General features: G+C 70.5%; 13 protein-coding genes. 10 read left to right on the forward strand and 3 right to left on the reverse strand.

Annotated features, from left to right (window positions below):
- Positions 1-36 precede the first annotated feature (36 nt).
- Positions 37-1,524: an aminopeptidase P family protein gene (locus OOK07_RS21055; protein ID WP_266797940.1), complete on the forward strand. Its 1,488-nt coding sequence runs from the start codon at positions 37-39 to the stop codon at positions 1,522-1,524.
- Positions 1,525-1,673: 149 nt separating this feature from the next.
- Entirely contained in the window at positions 1,674-3,041 is a 1,368-nt protein-coding gene (pdxR, locus tag OOK07_RS21060) for a MocR-like pyridoxine biosynthesis transcription factor PdxR (RefSeq protein WP_266797942.1), read from the forward strand.
- Between the two features lie 82 nt (positions 3,042-3,123).
- On the opposite strand, the gene OOK07_RS21065 is transcribed toward pdxR, so the two are convergent.
- On the reverse strand, positions 3,124-3,807 hold the full coding sequence (locus OOK07_RS21065) for an IS630 family transposase (RefSeq protein WP_266796787.1): 684 nt from the start codon (positions 3,805-3,807) through the stop codon (positions 3,124-3,126).
- A gap of 571 nt (positions 3,808-4,378) precedes the next feature.
- Here OOK07_RS21065 and OOK07_RS21070 point away from each other — a divergent pair.
- Positions 4,379-5,617, forward strand: a complete 1,239-nt coding sequence (locus OOK07_RS21070) for an MFS transporter (RefSeq protein WP_266797943.1) — start codon at positions 4,379-4,381, stop codon at positions 5,615-5,617.
- A gap of 124 nt (positions 5,618-5,741) precedes the next feature.
- Here OOK07_RS21070 and OOK07_RS21075 read toward each other — a convergent pair whose 3' ends face one another.
- Positions 5,742-6,188, reverse strand: a complete 447-nt coding sequence (locus tag OOK07_RS21075; RefSeq protein ID WP_266682357.1) for an ATP-binding protein — start codon at positions 6,186-6,188, stop codon at positions 5,742-5,744.
- A gap of 223 nt (positions 6,189-6,411) precedes the next feature.
- Here OOK07_RS21075 and OOK07_RS21080 point away from each other — a divergent pair, with 223 nt between their 5' ends.
- The 6 genes from OOK07_RS21080 to efeB all read left to right on the forward strand — a co-directional run bounded on the left by OOK07_RS21080 (position 6,412) and on the right by efeB (position 12,714).
- A complete protein-coding gene (locus tag OOK07_RS21080; protein ID WP_266682358.1) occupies positions 6,412-7,278 on the forward strand; it encodes a hypothetical protein in 867 nt (288 codons plus the stop codon).
- Positions 7,279-7,437: 159 nt separating this feature from the next.
- On the forward strand, positions 7,438-8,193 hold the full coding sequence (locus tag OOK07_RS21085; RefSeq protein WP_266797946.1) for a YcnI family copper-binding membrane protein: 756 nt from the start codon (positions 7,438-7,440) through the stop codon (positions 8,191-8,193).
- Between the two features lie 88 nt (positions 8,194-8,281).
- A complete protein-coding gene (locus OOK07_RS21090; protein WP_266797948.1) occupies positions 8,282-8,935 on the forward strand; it encodes an SCO family protein in 654 nt (217 codons plus the stop codon).
- Positions 8,932-9,387, forward strand: a complete 456-nt coding sequence (locus tag OOK07_RS21095) for a copper chaperone PCu(A)C (RefSeq protein ID WP_406312097.1) — start codon at positions 8,932-8,934, stop codon at positions 9,385-9,387. The genes OOK07_RS21090 and OOK07_RS21095 overlap by 4 nt, the downstream gene beginning before the upstream one ends.
- A gap of 13 nt (positions 9,388-9,400) precedes the next feature.
- Positions 9,401-11,407 (forward strand): copper resistance CopC/CopD family protein, encoded by a 2,007-nt coding sequence (locus OOK07_RS21100; protein WP_266797949.1) that lies wholly within the window; start codon positions 9,401-9,403, stop codon positions 11,405-11,407.
- A gap of 8 nt (positions 11,408-11,415) precedes the next feature.
- Positions 11,416-12,714: an iron uptake transporter deferrochelatase/peroxidase subunit gene (gene efeB / locus OOK07_RS21105; protein WP_266797951.1), complete on the forward strand. Its 1,299-nt coding sequence runs from the start codon at positions 11,416-11,418 to the stop codon at positions 12,712-12,714.
- 86 nt (positions 12,715-12,800) lie between these two features.
- Here efeB and OOK07_RS21110 read toward each other — a convergent pair whose 3' ends face one another.
- Positions 12,801-14,168 (reverse strand): IS4 family transposase, encoded by a 1,368-nt coding sequence (locus OOK07_RS21110; RefSeq protein ID WP_323183042.1) that lies wholly within the window; start codon positions 14,166-14,168, stop codon positions 12,801-12,803.
- 154 nt (positions 14,169-14,322) lie between these two features.
- Between OOK07_RS21110 and pheA the strand changes: the two genes are divergently transcribed.
- Positions 14,323-15,255, forward strand: a complete 933-nt coding sequence (gene pheA / locus OOK07_RS21115) for a prephenate dehydratase (protein WP_266682364.1) — start codon at positions 14,323-14,325, stop codon at positions 15,253-15,255.
- Positions 15,256-15,665 lie beyond the last annotated feature (410 nt).

Here is a 15,665-nt window from a genome sequence, read left to right on the forward strand (position 1 = left end):
GTACGATGGAGGGGGTCCAGTGCCGTATCAAGGAGGATGACCGTGGCGGAGGAGCTCACCCCGGCCGAGACATTTGCTGCTGCCGCAGCGGGCCCGGAAGAGACCGAAGAGCCGATCAGGCAGCGCAAGAACGGCCTGTACCCGGGCGTGTCCGACGAGCTGGCCGACAGCATGAAGTCCGGCTGGGCCGACACGGAGCTGCGCGACCCGCAGCCGATCGCACAGGCCGCCGAGACCGCCGCTCGACGCTCGGCGTTGTCGGCGCGGTTCCCGGGCGAGCGTCTGGTGATCCCCGCGGGCAACCTCAAGACCCGCTCGAACGACACGGAGTACCCCTTCCGGGCGTCGGTGGAGTACGCGTACCTCACCGGCAACCAGACCGAGGACGGCGTCCTCGTGCTGGAGCCCACGGCCGACGGCCACCGGGAGACGATCTACCTCCTGCCGCGCTCCGACCGGGAGAACGGCGAGTTCTGGCTCTCCGGCCAGGGCGAGCTGTGGGTCGGACGCCGGCACTCGCTCACCGAGGCGGAGAAGCTGCACGGCATCCCCGCCTCCGACGTGCGCGAGCTGGCGGACGCGCTGCGCGAGGCCACCGGCCCGGTGCGGGTCGTGCGCGGGCACGACGCCGGGATCGAGTCGGCCCTGACCGACAAGGTCACCGCCGAGCGGGACGAGGAGCTGCGGGTCTTCCTGTCCGAAGCACGGCTGGTCAAGGACGAGTTCGAGATCGGCGAGCTGCAGAAGGCGGTCGACTCGACCGTGCGCGGCTTCGAGGACGTCGTGAAGGTCCTCGACAAGGCGGAGGCGACCTCCGAGCGGTACATCGAGGGCACGTTCTTCCTTCGCGCGCGCGTGGAGGGCAACGACGTCGGCTACGGCACGATCGCCGCAGCCGGTCCGCACGCCTGCACGCTGCACTGGGTGCGAAACGACGGGCCGGTGCGCTCGGGCGACCTGCTGCTCCTGGACGCCGGCGTGGAGACGCACACGTACTACACCGCAGACGTCACACGCACGCTTCCGGTCAACGGACGCTTCTCCGAGATCCAGAAGCGGATCTACGACGCCGTGTACGACGCCCAGGAGGCCGGGATCGCGGCGGTGCAGCCGGGCGGCAAGTACCGGGACTTCCACGACGCCGCGCAACATGTGCTCACCGAGCGGCTCGTCGAGTGGGGCCTGGTCGAGGGACCGGTGGAGCGGGTGCTGGAGCTCGGGCTGCAGCGGCGGTGGACGCTGCACGGGACCGGGCACATGCTCGGGATGGACGTGCACGACTGCGCTGCCGCGCGCGTGGAGTCGTACGTCGACGGCACGCTGGAGCCGGGGATGTGCCTCACTGTCGAACCGGGGTTGTACTTCCAGGCCGATGACCTGACGGTGCCGGAGGAGTACCGGGGGATCGGTGTTCGGATCGAGGACGACATTCTGGTGACGGTGGAGGGGAACCGGAACCTCAGCGCTGCACTGCCTCGGCGGTCCGACGAGGTCGAGGCTTGGATGGCTTCGCTCAAGGGCTGATGGTTGGTCGATGGCCGGGTACGAGTCGGTGCCCGGCCATTTGTATGCGGTCTGCGGCAGGTGGGGGCTGGTCGCGCCCACGCGGCGGAGCCGCACATCGGTGCAGTCCCGCGCCCCTGAAGGGGCGCTTCAGCTCACGGGGGTTATACGTGAACGACTTCTGGTCCGGCGTCGGTGTCGATCTGCATCTTGAGCCCGATGCCGGTGACGGGCGGCGGGTCGGGCTTGAGCGCGCCCTGCGAGACGCCGTGCGGGACGGACGGCTGGCGCCCGGGAGCCGGTTGCCCGCCACCCGGCGGCTCGCGGCGGAGCTGGGGGTCTCCCGGGGGACCGCCAAGGCCGCTTACGACCAGTTGGTCGCCGAGGGGTATCTGACGGCCCGGCAGGGGTCCGGTACGCAGGTCGCCTCGCTGCCCTCCGTGGACGCCGATGCGCCGGAGGCGGCCGCCCGCACGCGTACCCCGCGTTTCGATCTGCGGCCCGGGAGTCCGGACGTCGGGGCGTTTCCGGCAGCGGCCTGGTTGCGGGCGCTGCGGCGGGCCATCGCGACGGCGCCGCTGCTGGCGTACGACTACGGGGATCCGCGTGGCCGTATCGAGTTGCGGACGGCGTTGTCGGGGTATCTGGGGCGGGCCCGGGGTGTGATCGCGCCGCCCGAGCGGATCGTGATCACCTCCGGGTATGTGCAGGGGCTCGCGCTGCTCACGCGCGTGCTGGAGGGCGGCACGGTCGCCATGGAGGACCCTGGACTGCCCTTCCACCGGGAGGTGGTGCGGCACAACGGGGGAATCGTGGCGCCGGTGCGGGTCGACGAGCGGGGGGTGTGCGCGCAGGAGCTGGGGGACGCCGGGGCCGTGGTCGTGACGCCGGCCCATCAGTACCCGACCGGTGTGACACTGCGCCCCGAGCGGCGGCGGGCGCTCACGGACTGGGCACGCGCGCGTGGCGGCCTGATCGTCGAGGACGACTACGACGGGGAGTTCCGCTACGACCGGCAGCCGGTGGGCGCGTTGCAGGGGATGGCACCCGGGCAGGTCGTCTACCTCGGCACGGCCTCCAAGACGCTGGGGCCCGCGCTGCGGCTGGGCTGGATGGTGCTGCCGCCGCACCTGGTCGACGCGGTCGCCGACGCCAAGCTGCACAGCGACCACCACACCGAGTCGATCGGCCAGTTGGCGCTCGCCGAGCTCATCGACAGCCATGCCTACGACCGTCACGTGCGCGCGTGCCGGCTCAGATACCGCAGACGCCGGGACCAGCTCCTGGGCCGGCTCGGCGGGCGGCACGGCGTGCGCGGGATCGCGGCCGGGCTGCACGCGCTCGTGGAGGTCGAGGACGAGGCGGATGTGCTGAAGCGGGCCGAGGCGGAGGGGCTCGCGCTGGGGCGGCTGGGCGATCACTGGCACACGCCGGGCCAGGGGCGGCCCCAGGGACTGGTCGTGGGGTACGGGACACCTCGGGAGCGGGTGTATCCGGAGGCCTTGGAGGTACTGGGCCAGGTGCTGGACGGCCGCTGAATCGGGCAGAATTGGGCCAGTCATACGGGTGATGATTGGGACTATAAAGCGGCCCATTGCGCTTCTAGTAGACTGTCGCGACTTAATTTCGCTGCGTGGTTGGGTAGAGGTGGCGTAGTTTCACGCGTGCGTCGTCGGTGGTGAAGTGCCAGTCGACTTGGCGCTGGTTGCTGTTGGTGTGCTGCTGCCAGGCGGCGAGTTCGGCGTTGAGCACGGCGAGGTCGTCGATGCGGCGGTCCAGGCACTGGCGGGTGAGCGCGGAGAGCTCGATCTCGGCGATGTTGAGCCAGGACCCGTGTTTGGGGGTGTGGTGGATCTCCAGGCGCTGGGCCAGCGCGAAGGCCTTTGCCGGGTCGAACGCTTCGTAGAGCGAGGCGGTGGTGTGGGTGTTGAGGTTGTCCATCACCAGCACGACCGTGGCGGCGTCGGGATAGTCCACGGTCAGCAGGTGCTCGACCTGGTGCGCCCAGTCGACCCTGGTCCGGCGGGGCCGGGCGTCGACGCGCCGCCATCCGCGCAGCGGCTCGACCCAGCAGAAGATCGAGCAGGTCCCCGAGCGGACGTACTCGTTGTCCTCACGCCGGTCACGGCCCGGCTGCGCGGGAAGCGGATCGCGGACGTGGCCGAGGAGCTGGTACGGCTTCTCGTCCATGCACACCACCGGGCGCGCCGGATCGAAGGGTCGGTGGTAGACCGCCAGGACGTCCTCCATCGCCGCGGCGAAGGCCGCATTCGCAGCCGGCGGAATGGTCCAGCACTTCTTCACATGAGGACGCAGTTCCGTTTTTTAACACCCGGCCGATGGTGGAGTGGTCCAGATCCGGGATGTCCTCGACCAGCGCGACGTGCTTCTCCAGCAGGCGCAGCGACCACCTGGCGTGTCCTTTGGGCGGCGTCGAGCAGGCCAGCGCGATCAGCCTCGCCTCGACCTCGCCGGTCACCACAGAGGGCACCGGCGGGAGTGCGCGTTCCTTCCGGCCGACCGTGGCCCACACATCGCCGCCGGTCTCCGCGTAGCGCTTCGAGATCAGGCGGACCGAATCGCACGAGACCCCGACCCGGTCCGCGATCACCGCCCGCGGATCGACCTCACCGACCGAGGTGTCCAGCGCGAGCAGTACCCGCGCCCGCCTGATCATCGACGCGCTGCGGACCCCCGTCGTCGTCACACGCTCCAACGCCCGACGATCTTCGGCGCTCAACGCGACCGGATACTTCTTCTGCGAGGACACGGCACCCCTGCCCAGCCGAACGGAAGCGACAAGCGAAGCTCGCCCGACCCCAACTCTGCCAACCAGCACGACACTTAGTCGCGACAGTCTACTAGTGTCCTGGGTATGACCTCTCGTCCCGTACCGCCCGCCGGTCCGCAGCGTCTCCTGGCGCTGGCCCAGTTGACCAACTCCATCGGTGACGGCGCCTACTACGTGACCTCGGCGCTCTACTTCACCCATGTCGTCGGCCTGGCGCCTGCGCGCGTGGGGCTCGGGCTGACCGTGGCCTGGGCGGTGGGCTCGCTGGCGGGGGTGCCGCTCGGGCGGGTCGCCGACCGGCGCGGGGCGCGCGGGACGGCCGTACTGCTGGCGCTGGGAACCGGGGCGGCGGTCGCCTCGTTCCTGGTGGTGCGGGGGTTCGTGCCGTTCGTCCTCGCCGCCTGTGCGTACGCGACGGCGCAGTCGGGTCTGGCGGCGGCCCGGCAGGCGCTGCTGGCGGGGCTGGTGGCGGTCGCGGAGCGGACGGGGCTGCTCGCGCATCTGCAGGCGACGCTCAACGCGGGGCTCGCGGTCGGGGCGGGGCTGGGCGGGCTGGCGTTGCAAGCGGGGACGCGGGCCGCGTATCTCGCGGTGTTCGCCCTGGACGCGGCGAGCTTCCTGGTGTGCGCCGCGATGTTGCTGCGGCTGCCGGCGGTGGCGCCCGTCGCCGTGCGCAAGCGGGACACGCTCGGTGTGCTGCGCGACCGGCCGTACGCGCTGCTCACGCTCCTCAACACCGTTCTGCTGCTGCGGATGCCGCTGCTCAGCCTGGGGCTGCCGCTGTGGATCGCCGAGCGGACGACGGCGCCGACCTGGCTGGTGTCCGCGCTGTTCGTGCTCAACACCGGGGCGGTGATGCTGTTCCAGGTGCGGACGGCGCGGGGCGTCACCGGCCTCGCGTCCGCCACGCGCGTGGTGCGGCGCTCCGGCTGGGTCATGCTCGGGGCGTGCGCTGTGTTCGCGCTGTCGGCGGGGGCCTCGCTGCGGGTGGCGGTGGGGGCTCTGGTCGTGGGAGCCGTGCTCCAGGTGGTCGCCGAGATGGGACAGTCCGCCGGTTCCTGGCAGCTGTCCTTCGATCTGGCACCGGCCGGCCGGGTGGGCGAGTACCAGGGCTTCTTCGGGACCGGTGTGACGGTGGCCCGGACACTCGGTCCGCTCGTGCTGACCTCGCTCCTGGTGGAGTGGGGAACCCCCGGATGGCTGCTGCTCGGCGCGCTCACCGTGGTGGCGTCGTACGCGATGGGGCCGGCGACCCGCAGGGCCGCAGGGCGGGCGGCCGGCGGTGCGAGGCAGCCGGAGCTGGTCGGCTGTGACCGGGGGTGAAGCATGCGGGGCCCGTGGCCGGTGGCGGACATCCCCCTCCCCGCCCCCGTGGACCGCATCCCCGGCCACACCCCACGGCCCCCGTCCTCACCGGAGATGACCCGCTACCGCAGCCCGACGCCCCTCACACCGCCACCAACGGTGCGTCCTCACGCCACTTGAGGATCTTGTCGAAGCTCACGATCGTGCCCCCGCGCCCCGGCTTGTTGCCGATGTGGACGTGGTCGGCGAGTTCGCGGATCAGGTAGAGGCCACGGCCGTGTTCGGCCTCGGCGCGGGCGCGGCGGGGGGTCAGGGAGGCGGCGAAGCCGGGGCCGGAGTCGGCGACTTCGATACGGCACGTCTCGCCGTCGAGGTAGGCCGTCACCCGGTACGCCTCGGAGGACTCGCCGTGCACGGTGTCCCCGCCGTGCTCGACGGCGTTCGCGCAGGCCTCGCTGAGGGCGACGGAGAGGTCGTAGGAGATGTCGGGGTCGACACCCGCCGTCTCCATCGTGCCGAGCAGCAGTCGCCGGGCGAGCGGAACGCTCGCAGCTTCACGCCGCAAGTGGAGTGACCACCAGATGCTCATACTCCAGCCTCCAGGCCGCGGCTCGACATACCGTTTCTTATTGCCGCGTGTACCCCGGTGTAAGCACGGAGTTGACGTGATGCCGCCCATATGGGCGATGCGTCCGAAACAGAATCGGTGTATGTGAGGGCGGGCCGTACCAGAGAGTGACCTTCCGGTTCGTACGGAACCTTGCGGACCTGCCGTATGGCACCCATGAGGCCAGTGCGATGATGAGCCCGCCATGACTGCCCCCCACCAGCGCAGGGCGCGCTCCGGAAACGATCTCCGGATACTGCGGGCCGCGGTGTTCGCCGCGGTCTGCGTCGTGCTGGCCGCGGCCGGTCACACCCTCGCCTCCTGCGCCACGGTTCCGCTGTGGACGCTGGGCGCGGGATTCCTGGGGGCTTTCCTGGTCGCGGCACCCCTCGCCGGACGCACCCGCTCGCTGACCGGCACAGCGGCGCTGCTCGCGGCCGGACAGACCGTGCTGCACACGCTGTTCGGACTGGGGCAGCACGCGGCCGCGGCTCCGGGCACAGGGTCGTCGATGTCCTCGATGCGATGGATGTCGTCGATGCAGCCGATGGCCGACGCCTCCCTCGTGGAGCGGGCGGCTCGGTTCGTGTGCGGGACCACGGCGGCGGCGATCAGCCCCGCCCAGGCCCGCAGGATCCTCGCCGACGCGCGGCTCTCCCCGGACACGGCCATGGACATGGGCTCCGTGCACCACCCGGCGGACGCCCTGTCCACCACCGGTTCCGTCTCTTCGCTGCTGCCGTCCCTGCCGATGCTGCTCAGCCACGTCCTCGCGGCGATCGCCGCCGGCTGGCTGCTGCGCCGTGGCGACCTGGCACTGCTGCGGCTCGCGGAACTGTCCACGCTGTCGGCCCAATCGATCACCGACGGGGCGCTCGTACGATCCCTGCGCGCGGCGCTCGCGCTGGTGCGCGCCCTGCGTGCCGGCCTCCCGGCCGCGCCCGAAGAGGGCCCGCGCCCGCCGCACACCGCCCTGCTCGCGCCGCCCAAGCCCCGCACCACCGCACTCCAGCACACGGTGATCAGGCGCGGCCCGCCGGCCGCCGCGCTCGACATCGACCTCGCTGCCTGACGCGACGCGACCACCGCTGCGCATCCACTTCGGATCCGCGGGAGAGGGCCGCCGTCGTGCGGCACACGCGTGTGCCCGCTGCCGACCGACAGGTCACCGCCACGCACGCGTACCTCTTCCAGCACCAGGAACCTCACCCGAAGTGGAGTGCACCCGTTCATGAAGGCTTCCCGTCTCGCCGTCACCGGCGCCGTCGCCGCCTCTGCCGTCGTCGTCCTGTCCGCGCCCGCGTTCGCGCACGTCACCGTGCAGCCCGAGGGCACCGCCGCCAAGGGCGGCTACGCGGTCATCGACTTCAAGGTCCCCAACGAGCGCGACAACGCCTCGACGACCAAGCTCGAGGTCAACTTCCCCACCGACCATCCGCTGGCCTCCGCCATGCCGCAGCCGATGGACGGCTGGAAGATCCAGGTCACCAAGTCCAAGCTGGCCAAGCCGATCGAGATGCACGGCAAGAAGATCGACGAGGCCGTCTCGAAGATCACCTGGACCGCGGAGGGCAAGGGCGTCGAGCCCGGCTACTTCCAGAAGTTCCCCATCTCCGTGGGCACGTTGCCGACGGACGCCGACGAACTCGTCTTCAAGGCGCTGCAGACGTACTCCGACAAGGAGGTCGTGCGCTGGATCGAGGTGCAGAAGGACGGCGCGGAGGAGCCCGAGAACCCGGCCCCCGTGCTCGCCCTGTCCGCCGCCTCCGAGGACGGGCACTCGCACGGCTCGTCGACCGCCGAGGACGCCTCCGCCGACTCCAAGGACGCCGGCTCCAAGGACGCCGAGAACACGGCCGCCGACACCTCCGCCTCCGCCGGCAGCAGTGACACCACCGCGCGCGTGCTGGCCGTCGTGGGCATCGTCGTCGGCGCGCTGGGCGTGGCGTACGGCGTGCTCGCCGGCCGTCGGCGCAGCGACGCCTGAGGCCTGTTCGTCCGTGTGCTGCACCGGGGCGCAAGCCTGTGCCCGCCCCCGGTGCACACCGGAGCTCTCACATCTGGGACATTTTTCTATGCGCAAGAAGACGTTCGCCACGGCCGCGCTGTTCGCCGCCGCCACTCTGACCCTCTCCGCCTGCGGCAGCGGCGACGACAGCAAGTCACCTGTCGCCGTGGTCTCCGAGGAAACCTCGCAGAAGCCCGCGACCATCCTCGACAAGCCCTTCGAGAAGCCGGACCTCGTCCTCACCGACACCAAGGGCGAGAAGTACGACTTCCGCAAGGAGACCGCGGGCCGGCCGACGCTGGTCTACTTCGGCTACACCCACTGCCCCGACATCTGCCCGCTGACGATGAACAACCTCGCCGTCGCCAAGAAGCAGCTGCCCAAGGACGAGCAGGACAAGCTGCGGGTCGTGTTCGTCACCACCGACCCCGAGCGGGACACCTCGTCCGAGCTCGGCAAGTGGCTCAAGGGCATCGACCCCCAGTTCGTCGGCCTGACCGGCGACTTCGCCACCATCCAGGCCGGCGCCCGTACCCTCGGCATCTCCATCGAGCCGACCCACAAGGACAAGAAGACCGGCAAGACGGTCTCGGTGCACGGCACCCAGGTCATCGCGTTCTCACCGAAGACCAACGGCGGTTACGTGCTCTACGGCGAGGACGCCACGGTCGGCGACTACACCAAGGACCTCCCCAAGATCATCAAGGGAGCGAACCCGTGAGGCACCTGGCCATACCCGCCGCGGTCATGGCGGGCGCACTGGCTCTGACGGTGACGGGCTGCGGCGGCTCCGACGACGCGAAGGCCGAACTGTCCGTCAGCTCCTCCTACATGCCCCAGCCCGTCTCCGACATGGCCGCAGGCTTCCTCACCATCGAGAACAAGGGCGGCGCCGGGGACGAACTGACCTCCGTCACCAGCGACGCCGCGGGCAGTGTCACCATCCACAGGACGGTCGGGCAGTCCATGGAGGAGGTCAAGTCCCTGGATGTCCCCGCACACGGTCAACTCGTGTTCAAGAGCGGCGGCAACCACCTGATGTTCGAGAACCTGAAGCGGAAGCCGAAGCAGGGCCAGAAGGTGACCGTCGAACTCCACTTCGCCAAGGCCGGTCCGATCAAGGCTGAGATACCCGTGAAGTCCGCGACGTACAACCCCGCGACCGGACACTGAGGGAGGGACCACCATGACGCAGACCATCACCCCCCGCCGTATGCGGACCCTGGTGCTGCTGTTCCTTGCCGTCGTCGGCGTGCTCCTCGCCGGTGCCGGACCGGCCTCCGCGCACGCCGCACTGAACGGCAGCGACCCCGCGCAGGGGGTGGTGGTCGACAAGGCACCCGACCAGGTCACGCTCACCTTCTCCGAGAAGGTCGCCACGTCCGACGACTCGCTGCGCGTACTCGACCCCAAGGGCAAGCGTGTCGACTCCGGCAAGCCCTCCAACGTGAGCGGCACCTCGTACGCCGTGCAGCTGCACAGCAACCTGCCCGACGGCACCTACACGGTGTCCTGGCAGGTCGTCTCGGCGGACAGCCACCCCGTCTCCGGGGCCTTCACCTTCTCCATCGGCGCCCCCTCCACGACCTCCGTCAAGGCGGTCGGCCAGGAGGTCGGCGGCGGGGTCGTCGGCTGGCTGTACGGCTTCGGACGGTACGTGTCCTACGCCGGCTTCATCGTCATGGTCGGCGGCGCCGCCTTCGTCCTCGCCTGCTGGCAGCGCGGTTCCGGCGTACGGCCCCTGCAGCGGTTCGTGGTCTCCGGCTGGCTCGCGCTCACCTCGGCGACCCTCCTGCTGCTGCTTCTGCGCGGCTCCTACACCAGCTCCGGCAAGGTCGGCGACATCTTCGACCTGAACCTGCTCGGGCAGGTGCTGCAGACCAAGTCGGGCGCGGCGCTGGTCTCCCGGCTGCTGCTGCTCGCTGCGGCGGCGCTGTTCATCGCCGTGCTCTTCGGCGCGTACGACAAGCGTGAGGAGGAGGAGAAGCGGGATCTGACCTTCGGGCTCGCGATCGGCGGATTCGTCGTGTCCGCCGGTCTCGCGGCGAGCTGGGCGATGGCCGAGCACGCCTCGACCGGGCTCCAGCCCGGTATCGCGATGCCGGTCGACATCGTCCACCTGCTGGCGGTCGCGGCCTGGCTGGGCGGGCTGAGCGCGCTCCTCGTGGCGCTCTACCGGTCGGAGATCCCGGTCGACTCCTCGGCCGTGCGCCGCTTCTCGCAAGTCGCCTTCTCCAGCGTGGTCGCCCTGGTCGCGACCGGCGTCTACCAGTCGTGGCGCCAGCTCGGTTCCTGGTCGGCCTTCACCGGCACCAGGTACGGACAGCTGCTCCTCGTGAAGATCGGTCTCGTGGTGCTGCTGGTGGGCATCGCGTCGATCTCCCGGCGCTGGACGGCGCGGCTGGCGGACGCGGCCGTCCTGACGCCGGGCAAGGCGAGGGACGCGGGCGCGCGGGAGGCGGACGAGGGCGACGCCCAGGGCGAGAAGGAGCCGGCGGCCGCCCGGGCGGGGGCCGGCTCGGCGAAGACGGCGACGGCGTCCGGCGAGGCCCGGGGCTCTGGTGGCTCCGGCAGCGCCGGTGACTCCCAAGCCCCCGCCGACCGCGAGCGCGCCGCCCAACTCGCGCGCCAGCAGGCCGCCGTGGACACGGCTCGGCAGAAGCGGCAGCGCGACACCGACCCCGGCCGCGTCGGGCTGCGGCGCTCCGTGCTCGCCGAGGCCGGTGTCGCCGTGGTCCTGCTCGCCGTCACCACCGTGCTGACGCAGACCGAGCCGGGTCGCACCGAGCAGGACGCCAAGGCGGCCAGGTCGTCGTCCTCGTCCTCCTCTTCCCCGTCCGACTCGTCGTCCGGCGCGCTGACGCTGACGATGCCTTTCAACACGGGTGGCACCGACGGCAAGGGCGTCGTCTCGGTCGACTTCGACCCCGCGCGCGTGGGCGGCAACGAGATGCACGTCTACGTGACCCGGCCCAACGGGCGGGCCTTCGACATCCCCGAGGTGAAGGTCGCCTTCACGCTTGAGGCGAAGAAGATCGGGCCGCTGCCCGTCAACCCCGACCATGTCACCACGGGACACTGGTCGGCGAGCGGAGTGCAGATCCCCATGGCCGGCGACTGGAAGATCGCCGTGACCGTGCGTACCTCCGACATCGACCAGGCGACCGTCTCCAAGAACGCGCAGATCGGCTGAACCGCACCATGGCTGAACAGTCCATTCCGGAGACCCGCGCTCCCAAGGCACCGCCGTCCGGGGCCGCTGCCGGGGACACGTCCCCAGGAGACGGCATCTCGCGACGGAAACTGCTCGGCACCGCCGGCGCCACCGGGCTCGTGCTCGGCGCGGCCGGCGGCGCCGTGGGGTATGCCGCCGCCCCCTCCGGGGCCACCCCGCTCAGCTCACTCGGCTCCGACCGGGCGATGTTTCACGGGAAACATCAGCCCGGCATCACCGAAGGTCTCCAGGCCCGCGGCCATCTCGCCGCGTTCGACCTGGCGGCGGGCGCGGGCCGCAAGGAGGCGGCCGCACTGCTGCGCCGCTGGTCGGTGACGGCCGGGCGCCTGATGAGCGGCGAGGGGGCGGCGCACGACGACACGGATGTGGCCCGCGACGCCGGCCCGTCCTCGCTCACCCTCACCTTCGGCTTCGGCCACAGCTTCTTCTCCCGCACCGGTCTGGAGAAGCAGCGCCCGGTCTCCCTCGACCCGCTGCCCGACTTCTCCTCCGACCTCCTCGACAAGGCCCGCAGCAACGGCGATCTGTGGGTGCAGATCGGCGCCGACGACGCCCTGGTCGCCTTCCACGCCCTGCGCGCGATCCAGAAGGACGCGGGCGGCGCGGCCCGCATCCGCTGGCAGATGAACGGCTTCAACCGCACACCGGGCGCCACCACGCACACCATGACGGCCCGCAACCTCATGGGCCAGCTGGACGGCACGCGCAATCCGAAGCCGGCCGAGCCCGACTTCGACCAGCGGATCTTCGTTCCGTCCTCGGGCTCGAACGACCCGGCCTGGATGGCCAACGGCTCCTACGCCGTCGTCCGCCGCATCCGCATGCTCCTCGACGACTGGGAGAAGCTCTCACTCATGGCCCAGGAGAACGTCATCGGGCGCCGGAAATCCAATGGGGCGCCCTTGTCGGGCGGCACCGAGACGACCCCGATGGACCTCGACAAGGCCGACTCCAAGGGCGAGTACGTCGTCCCGGTGAACGCCCACGCCCGCATCACGCGCCCCGACCAGAACGGCGGTGCGGCCATCCTGCGGCGCCCGTTCTCGTACCACGACGGCTTCGACGCGGACGGGGTTCCTGACGCGGGCCTGCTCTTCGTCTGCTGGCAGGCCGACCCGCTGCAGGGCTTCGTCCCCCTCCAGCGCAAGCTCGACCGGGGCGACGCCCTGTCGAGGTACATCCGCCACGAGGCGAGCGGTCTGTTCGCCGTGCCGGGCGGGGCGGCGCAGGGCGAATACGTGGGGCAGCGGCTGCTGGAGGGGTGAGGGCCGGGACGGGAGCCCACGGACGGGGCCCTGGTGAGACGGGCGAGCCGCGCTTTCGTCAGGCCCATTAGGGCAAGGCCGTGAAGTTATGGGCTGATGGGCCCTGTCAACAGGATGTCGATGCTGATGGTGGCCTTGTAGGTGCGTCGGTCCACTCGCAGGCTCTTGTACGCGTATCGGGACAGTGGTCGCTTGACGGCGCGGGGGCTGACGCGCAGGCGGCGGGCTGTCATCGGGTGGTTCAGGACGGCTCGTCCGATGGTTCCGACGAGGTCGATGGTGGTGTCGGCGATGATGCCTGCGGCTTGGACGACCTGGTCGCGGGCGGTGTGGAGGGCGATGCTGAAGCTGGCCCGGTCGGGGTCCGCGTGGGGGAGGGTCGCGGTGGCGTCGGCGATGGCAATCCTGATCAGCTGGTAGGCGGTCAGCAGGGCGTAGACCTCCTGGGCGATACCGGACATGGTCCGGGCGCGCAGGACCCGGCGCCCGAGGATGGACTTCTTGATCGCGAAGAAGGCGGACTCCACTTCCCACCGCTCGTGATACTGCTTGACCAGCTCGAATGCCGGGTAGCGGCGGTGGTCGAGCAGGGTGGTGGCCAGCCGGTAGACACCGGTGGTGCGCCCGGCGGTGGTGGCGATGGTGATCTCGCACTCGATGACGCGGACCTCCAGCCGGCCGATCCTGGACAGGAACGAGCCGTCCTCGTAGCGGTGCAGGATGGGTGGTTTGCGGGTGGCGGACAGCCGGGCGAGGAACGCGGCGCCGGTGTCCGCGACCGTGGTCAGGAAGGCATTGGAGGACAAGCCGCGGTCCAGCAGGACGAGCATGCCCTCGTGCAAGGAGCGGGCCAGGCGCTTGCCATGGGTGGTCTCGCCGCTGGTGCGCGGGCCGAAGACCGCGTCGATCACGGCCCGGGTGCCGCAGGCGACCAGGGTGACCAGGCAGATCTGGGGATAGCCTGAAGTGGCGTACTGGTTGGAGCCTTTGCCCAGGTGGGCCCGGGTGGCGGGAGCGTCGGGGACGTCGAGGTAGGTGCCGTCGACGGCGACGACCAGCAGACCCGCCCAGCGGGCCCCGGTGGTGCGGATCGCGCTCGCCGGGCCGCGCAGCAGGTCGAACAGGGCCCGCATGGGGCGGACACCGAGCCGGGCGCGGGCGTGCCACAGTGCCGTTGCGGTGACCTTCGGGACCGGCAGGCAGTGCAGTGCGGAGGTCAGCCTGGCCCACACCGCCGGATAGCCGCACTCCTCGAACAGAGCAGCGGCCAGGAGGAGGTAGACGACCACCCGGGCGGGGAGTTTCCGCAATCGCTGCTGGACGGCCCCGCACTCAGCCAGGGCGGCGTCGACCATCTCGAACGGGACGATCTGCGTCAACTCACCCAAGTGACCCGGAGCGAAAAGACCGTCGGCTACCGCGATCTCGCGGCTGATGACACACTGACCCGACAGCGGAGCCTCCGGTGCTGTGAACGGCTTGTCTTGGCGGACCAGCCAGTTCTACCGGGGCTCCGCTTCTCGCGTCCGGTGTTCCTCCAGATCAGACCCCACTTGCAGCCACGGACCCGCCCCGTAACTTCATGGCCTTGCCCATTAGGGTGAGGTCATGCCAGCGAGCTACGCGTATCTCGGTCCCGAGGGCACCTTCACCGAAGCCGCCCTGCGCACCCTTCCCGAGACGGCCACCCGGGAACTGATCCCGTACGTGTCCGTCCAGTCCGCGCTCGACGCGGTCCGCGCCGGTGAGGCCGAGGCCGCGTTCGTGCCGATCGAGAACTCCGTCGAGGGCGGCATCACCACCACCCTTGACGAGCTGGTCGCGGGCGCCCCGCTGATGATCTACCGCGAGGTGCTCCTGTCGATCACCTTCGCGCTGCTGGTGCGGCCGGGCACCAAGCTCTCCGACGTCAAGACCGTCTCCGCGCACCCGGCCGCCCAGCCGCAGGTGCGCAACTGGCTCAGGAACAACCTCCCGGACGCCCACTGGGAGTCGGCCGCCTCGAACGCGGACGCCGCCCGGCTGGTCCAGGAGGGCCAGTACGACGCGGCCTTCGCCGGCGAGTTCGCCGCCGCCCTGTACGGCCTGGAGGCGCTGGAGACCGGGATCCACGACGCCGAGAACGCGCAGACGCGGTTCGTGCTCGTGGGCCGCCCCGCCCGGCCCGCGGCACCGACCGGCGCGGACAAGACGTCCGTCGTGCTGTGGCAGCGCGACGACCACCCCGGCGGCCTGCGCGATCTGCTCGACGAGTTCGCCACCCGCGGCATCAACCTGATGCTGCTGCAGTCGCGGCCCACCGGCGCCGGCATCGGCAACTACTGCTTCTGCATCGACGCGGAGGGCCATATCTCCGACCGCCGGGTGGCCGAGACCCTGATGGGGCTCAAGCGGATCTGCCTGGAAGTGCGGTTCCTGGGTTCGTACCCGCGTGCGGACATCGGCGTCGAGGACGTACGCGCGCTGTGGCGGGGAACGTCCGACGAGGAGTTCGTCGCGGCCTCGGACTGGGTGGCGCGCTGCCAGGACGGCCGTTTCTAGCCCAACCGTCCAGTCTGCCCAGGGGCACGACCGGCCAGTCCTACCTGCAGATTTTCGTTGTCCACAGGAGTTATCCACAGGCAGGCTTCTCGACCTGGGGACAAGTCGACACCTACACATCGCTCGGTCGACAAATCGGCCTGCAGGCCCCTCTCGCGTCCACCGGCCCGCATGTCACCGTTCGTCCACCCGTTTCCTTTAGGCAATCCTTTGGAGCGACCCATTTCCACTCGAAAGCAGTGGTAAAGCAGGGTCTGCACCGGGAATCCAGGGCGTGACGCAGCAGTTTCGGAGTGATCAATTCCGAAATCCACAGACCGTCCGCACACCCTGTGGATAACTCTTCGGGGGTTGTGGATCGCTGTGGACAACCGAGCCCCAAGTCCCGTTCCCCACAAGGGAATCGAGTC

The sequence above is a fragment of the Streptomyces sp. NBC_00078 genome (genome assembly GCF_026343335.1).
In the GTDB taxonomy this organism is placed as follows: Bacteria; Actinomycetota; Actinomycetes; order Streptomycetales; family Streptomycetaceae; genus Streptomyces.

What these genes read in the sequence shown, in the direction of transcription:
- OOK07_RS21055 (WP_266797940.1), top strand. Translation starts at nt 37, where the DNA reads ATGACCGTGGCGGAGGAGCTCACCCCGGCCGAGACATTTGCTGCTGCC.
- OOK07_RS21070 (WP_266797943.1), top strand. Translation starts at nt 4,379, where the DNA reads ATGACCTCTCGTCCCGTACCGCCCGCCGGTCCGCAGCGTCTCCTGGCG.
- OOK07_RS21075 (WP_266682357.1), bottom strand. Translation starts at nt 6,188, where the DNA reads ATGAGCATCTGGTGGTCACTCCACTTGCGGCGTGAAGCTGCGAGCGTT.
- OOK07_RS21080 (WP_266682358.1), top strand. Translation starts at nt 6,412, where the DNA reads ATGACTGCCCCCCACCAGCGCAGGGCGCGCTCCGGAAACGATCTCCGG.
- OOK07_RS21085 (WP_266797946.1), top strand. Translation starts at nt 7,438, where the DNA reads ATGAAGGCTTCCCGTCTCGCCGTCACCGGCGCCGTCGCCGCCTCTGCC.
- OOK07_RS21090 (WP_266797948.1), top strand. Translation starts at nt 8,282, where the DNA reads ATGCGCAAGAAGACGTTCGCCACGGCCGCGCTGTTCGCCGCCGCCACT.
- OOK07_RS21100 (WP_266797949.1), top strand. Translation starts at nt 9,401, where the DNA reads ATGACGCAGACCATCACCCCCCGCCGTATGCGGACCCTGGTGCTGCTG.
- efeB (WP_266797951.1), top strand. Translation starts at nt 11,416, where the DNA reads ATGGCTGAACAGTCCATTCCGGAGACCCGCGCTCCCAAGGCACCGCCG.
- pheA (WP_266682364.1), top strand. Translation starts at nt 14,323, where the DNA reads ATGCCAGCGAGCTACGCGTATCTCGGTCCCGAGGGCACCTTCACCGAA.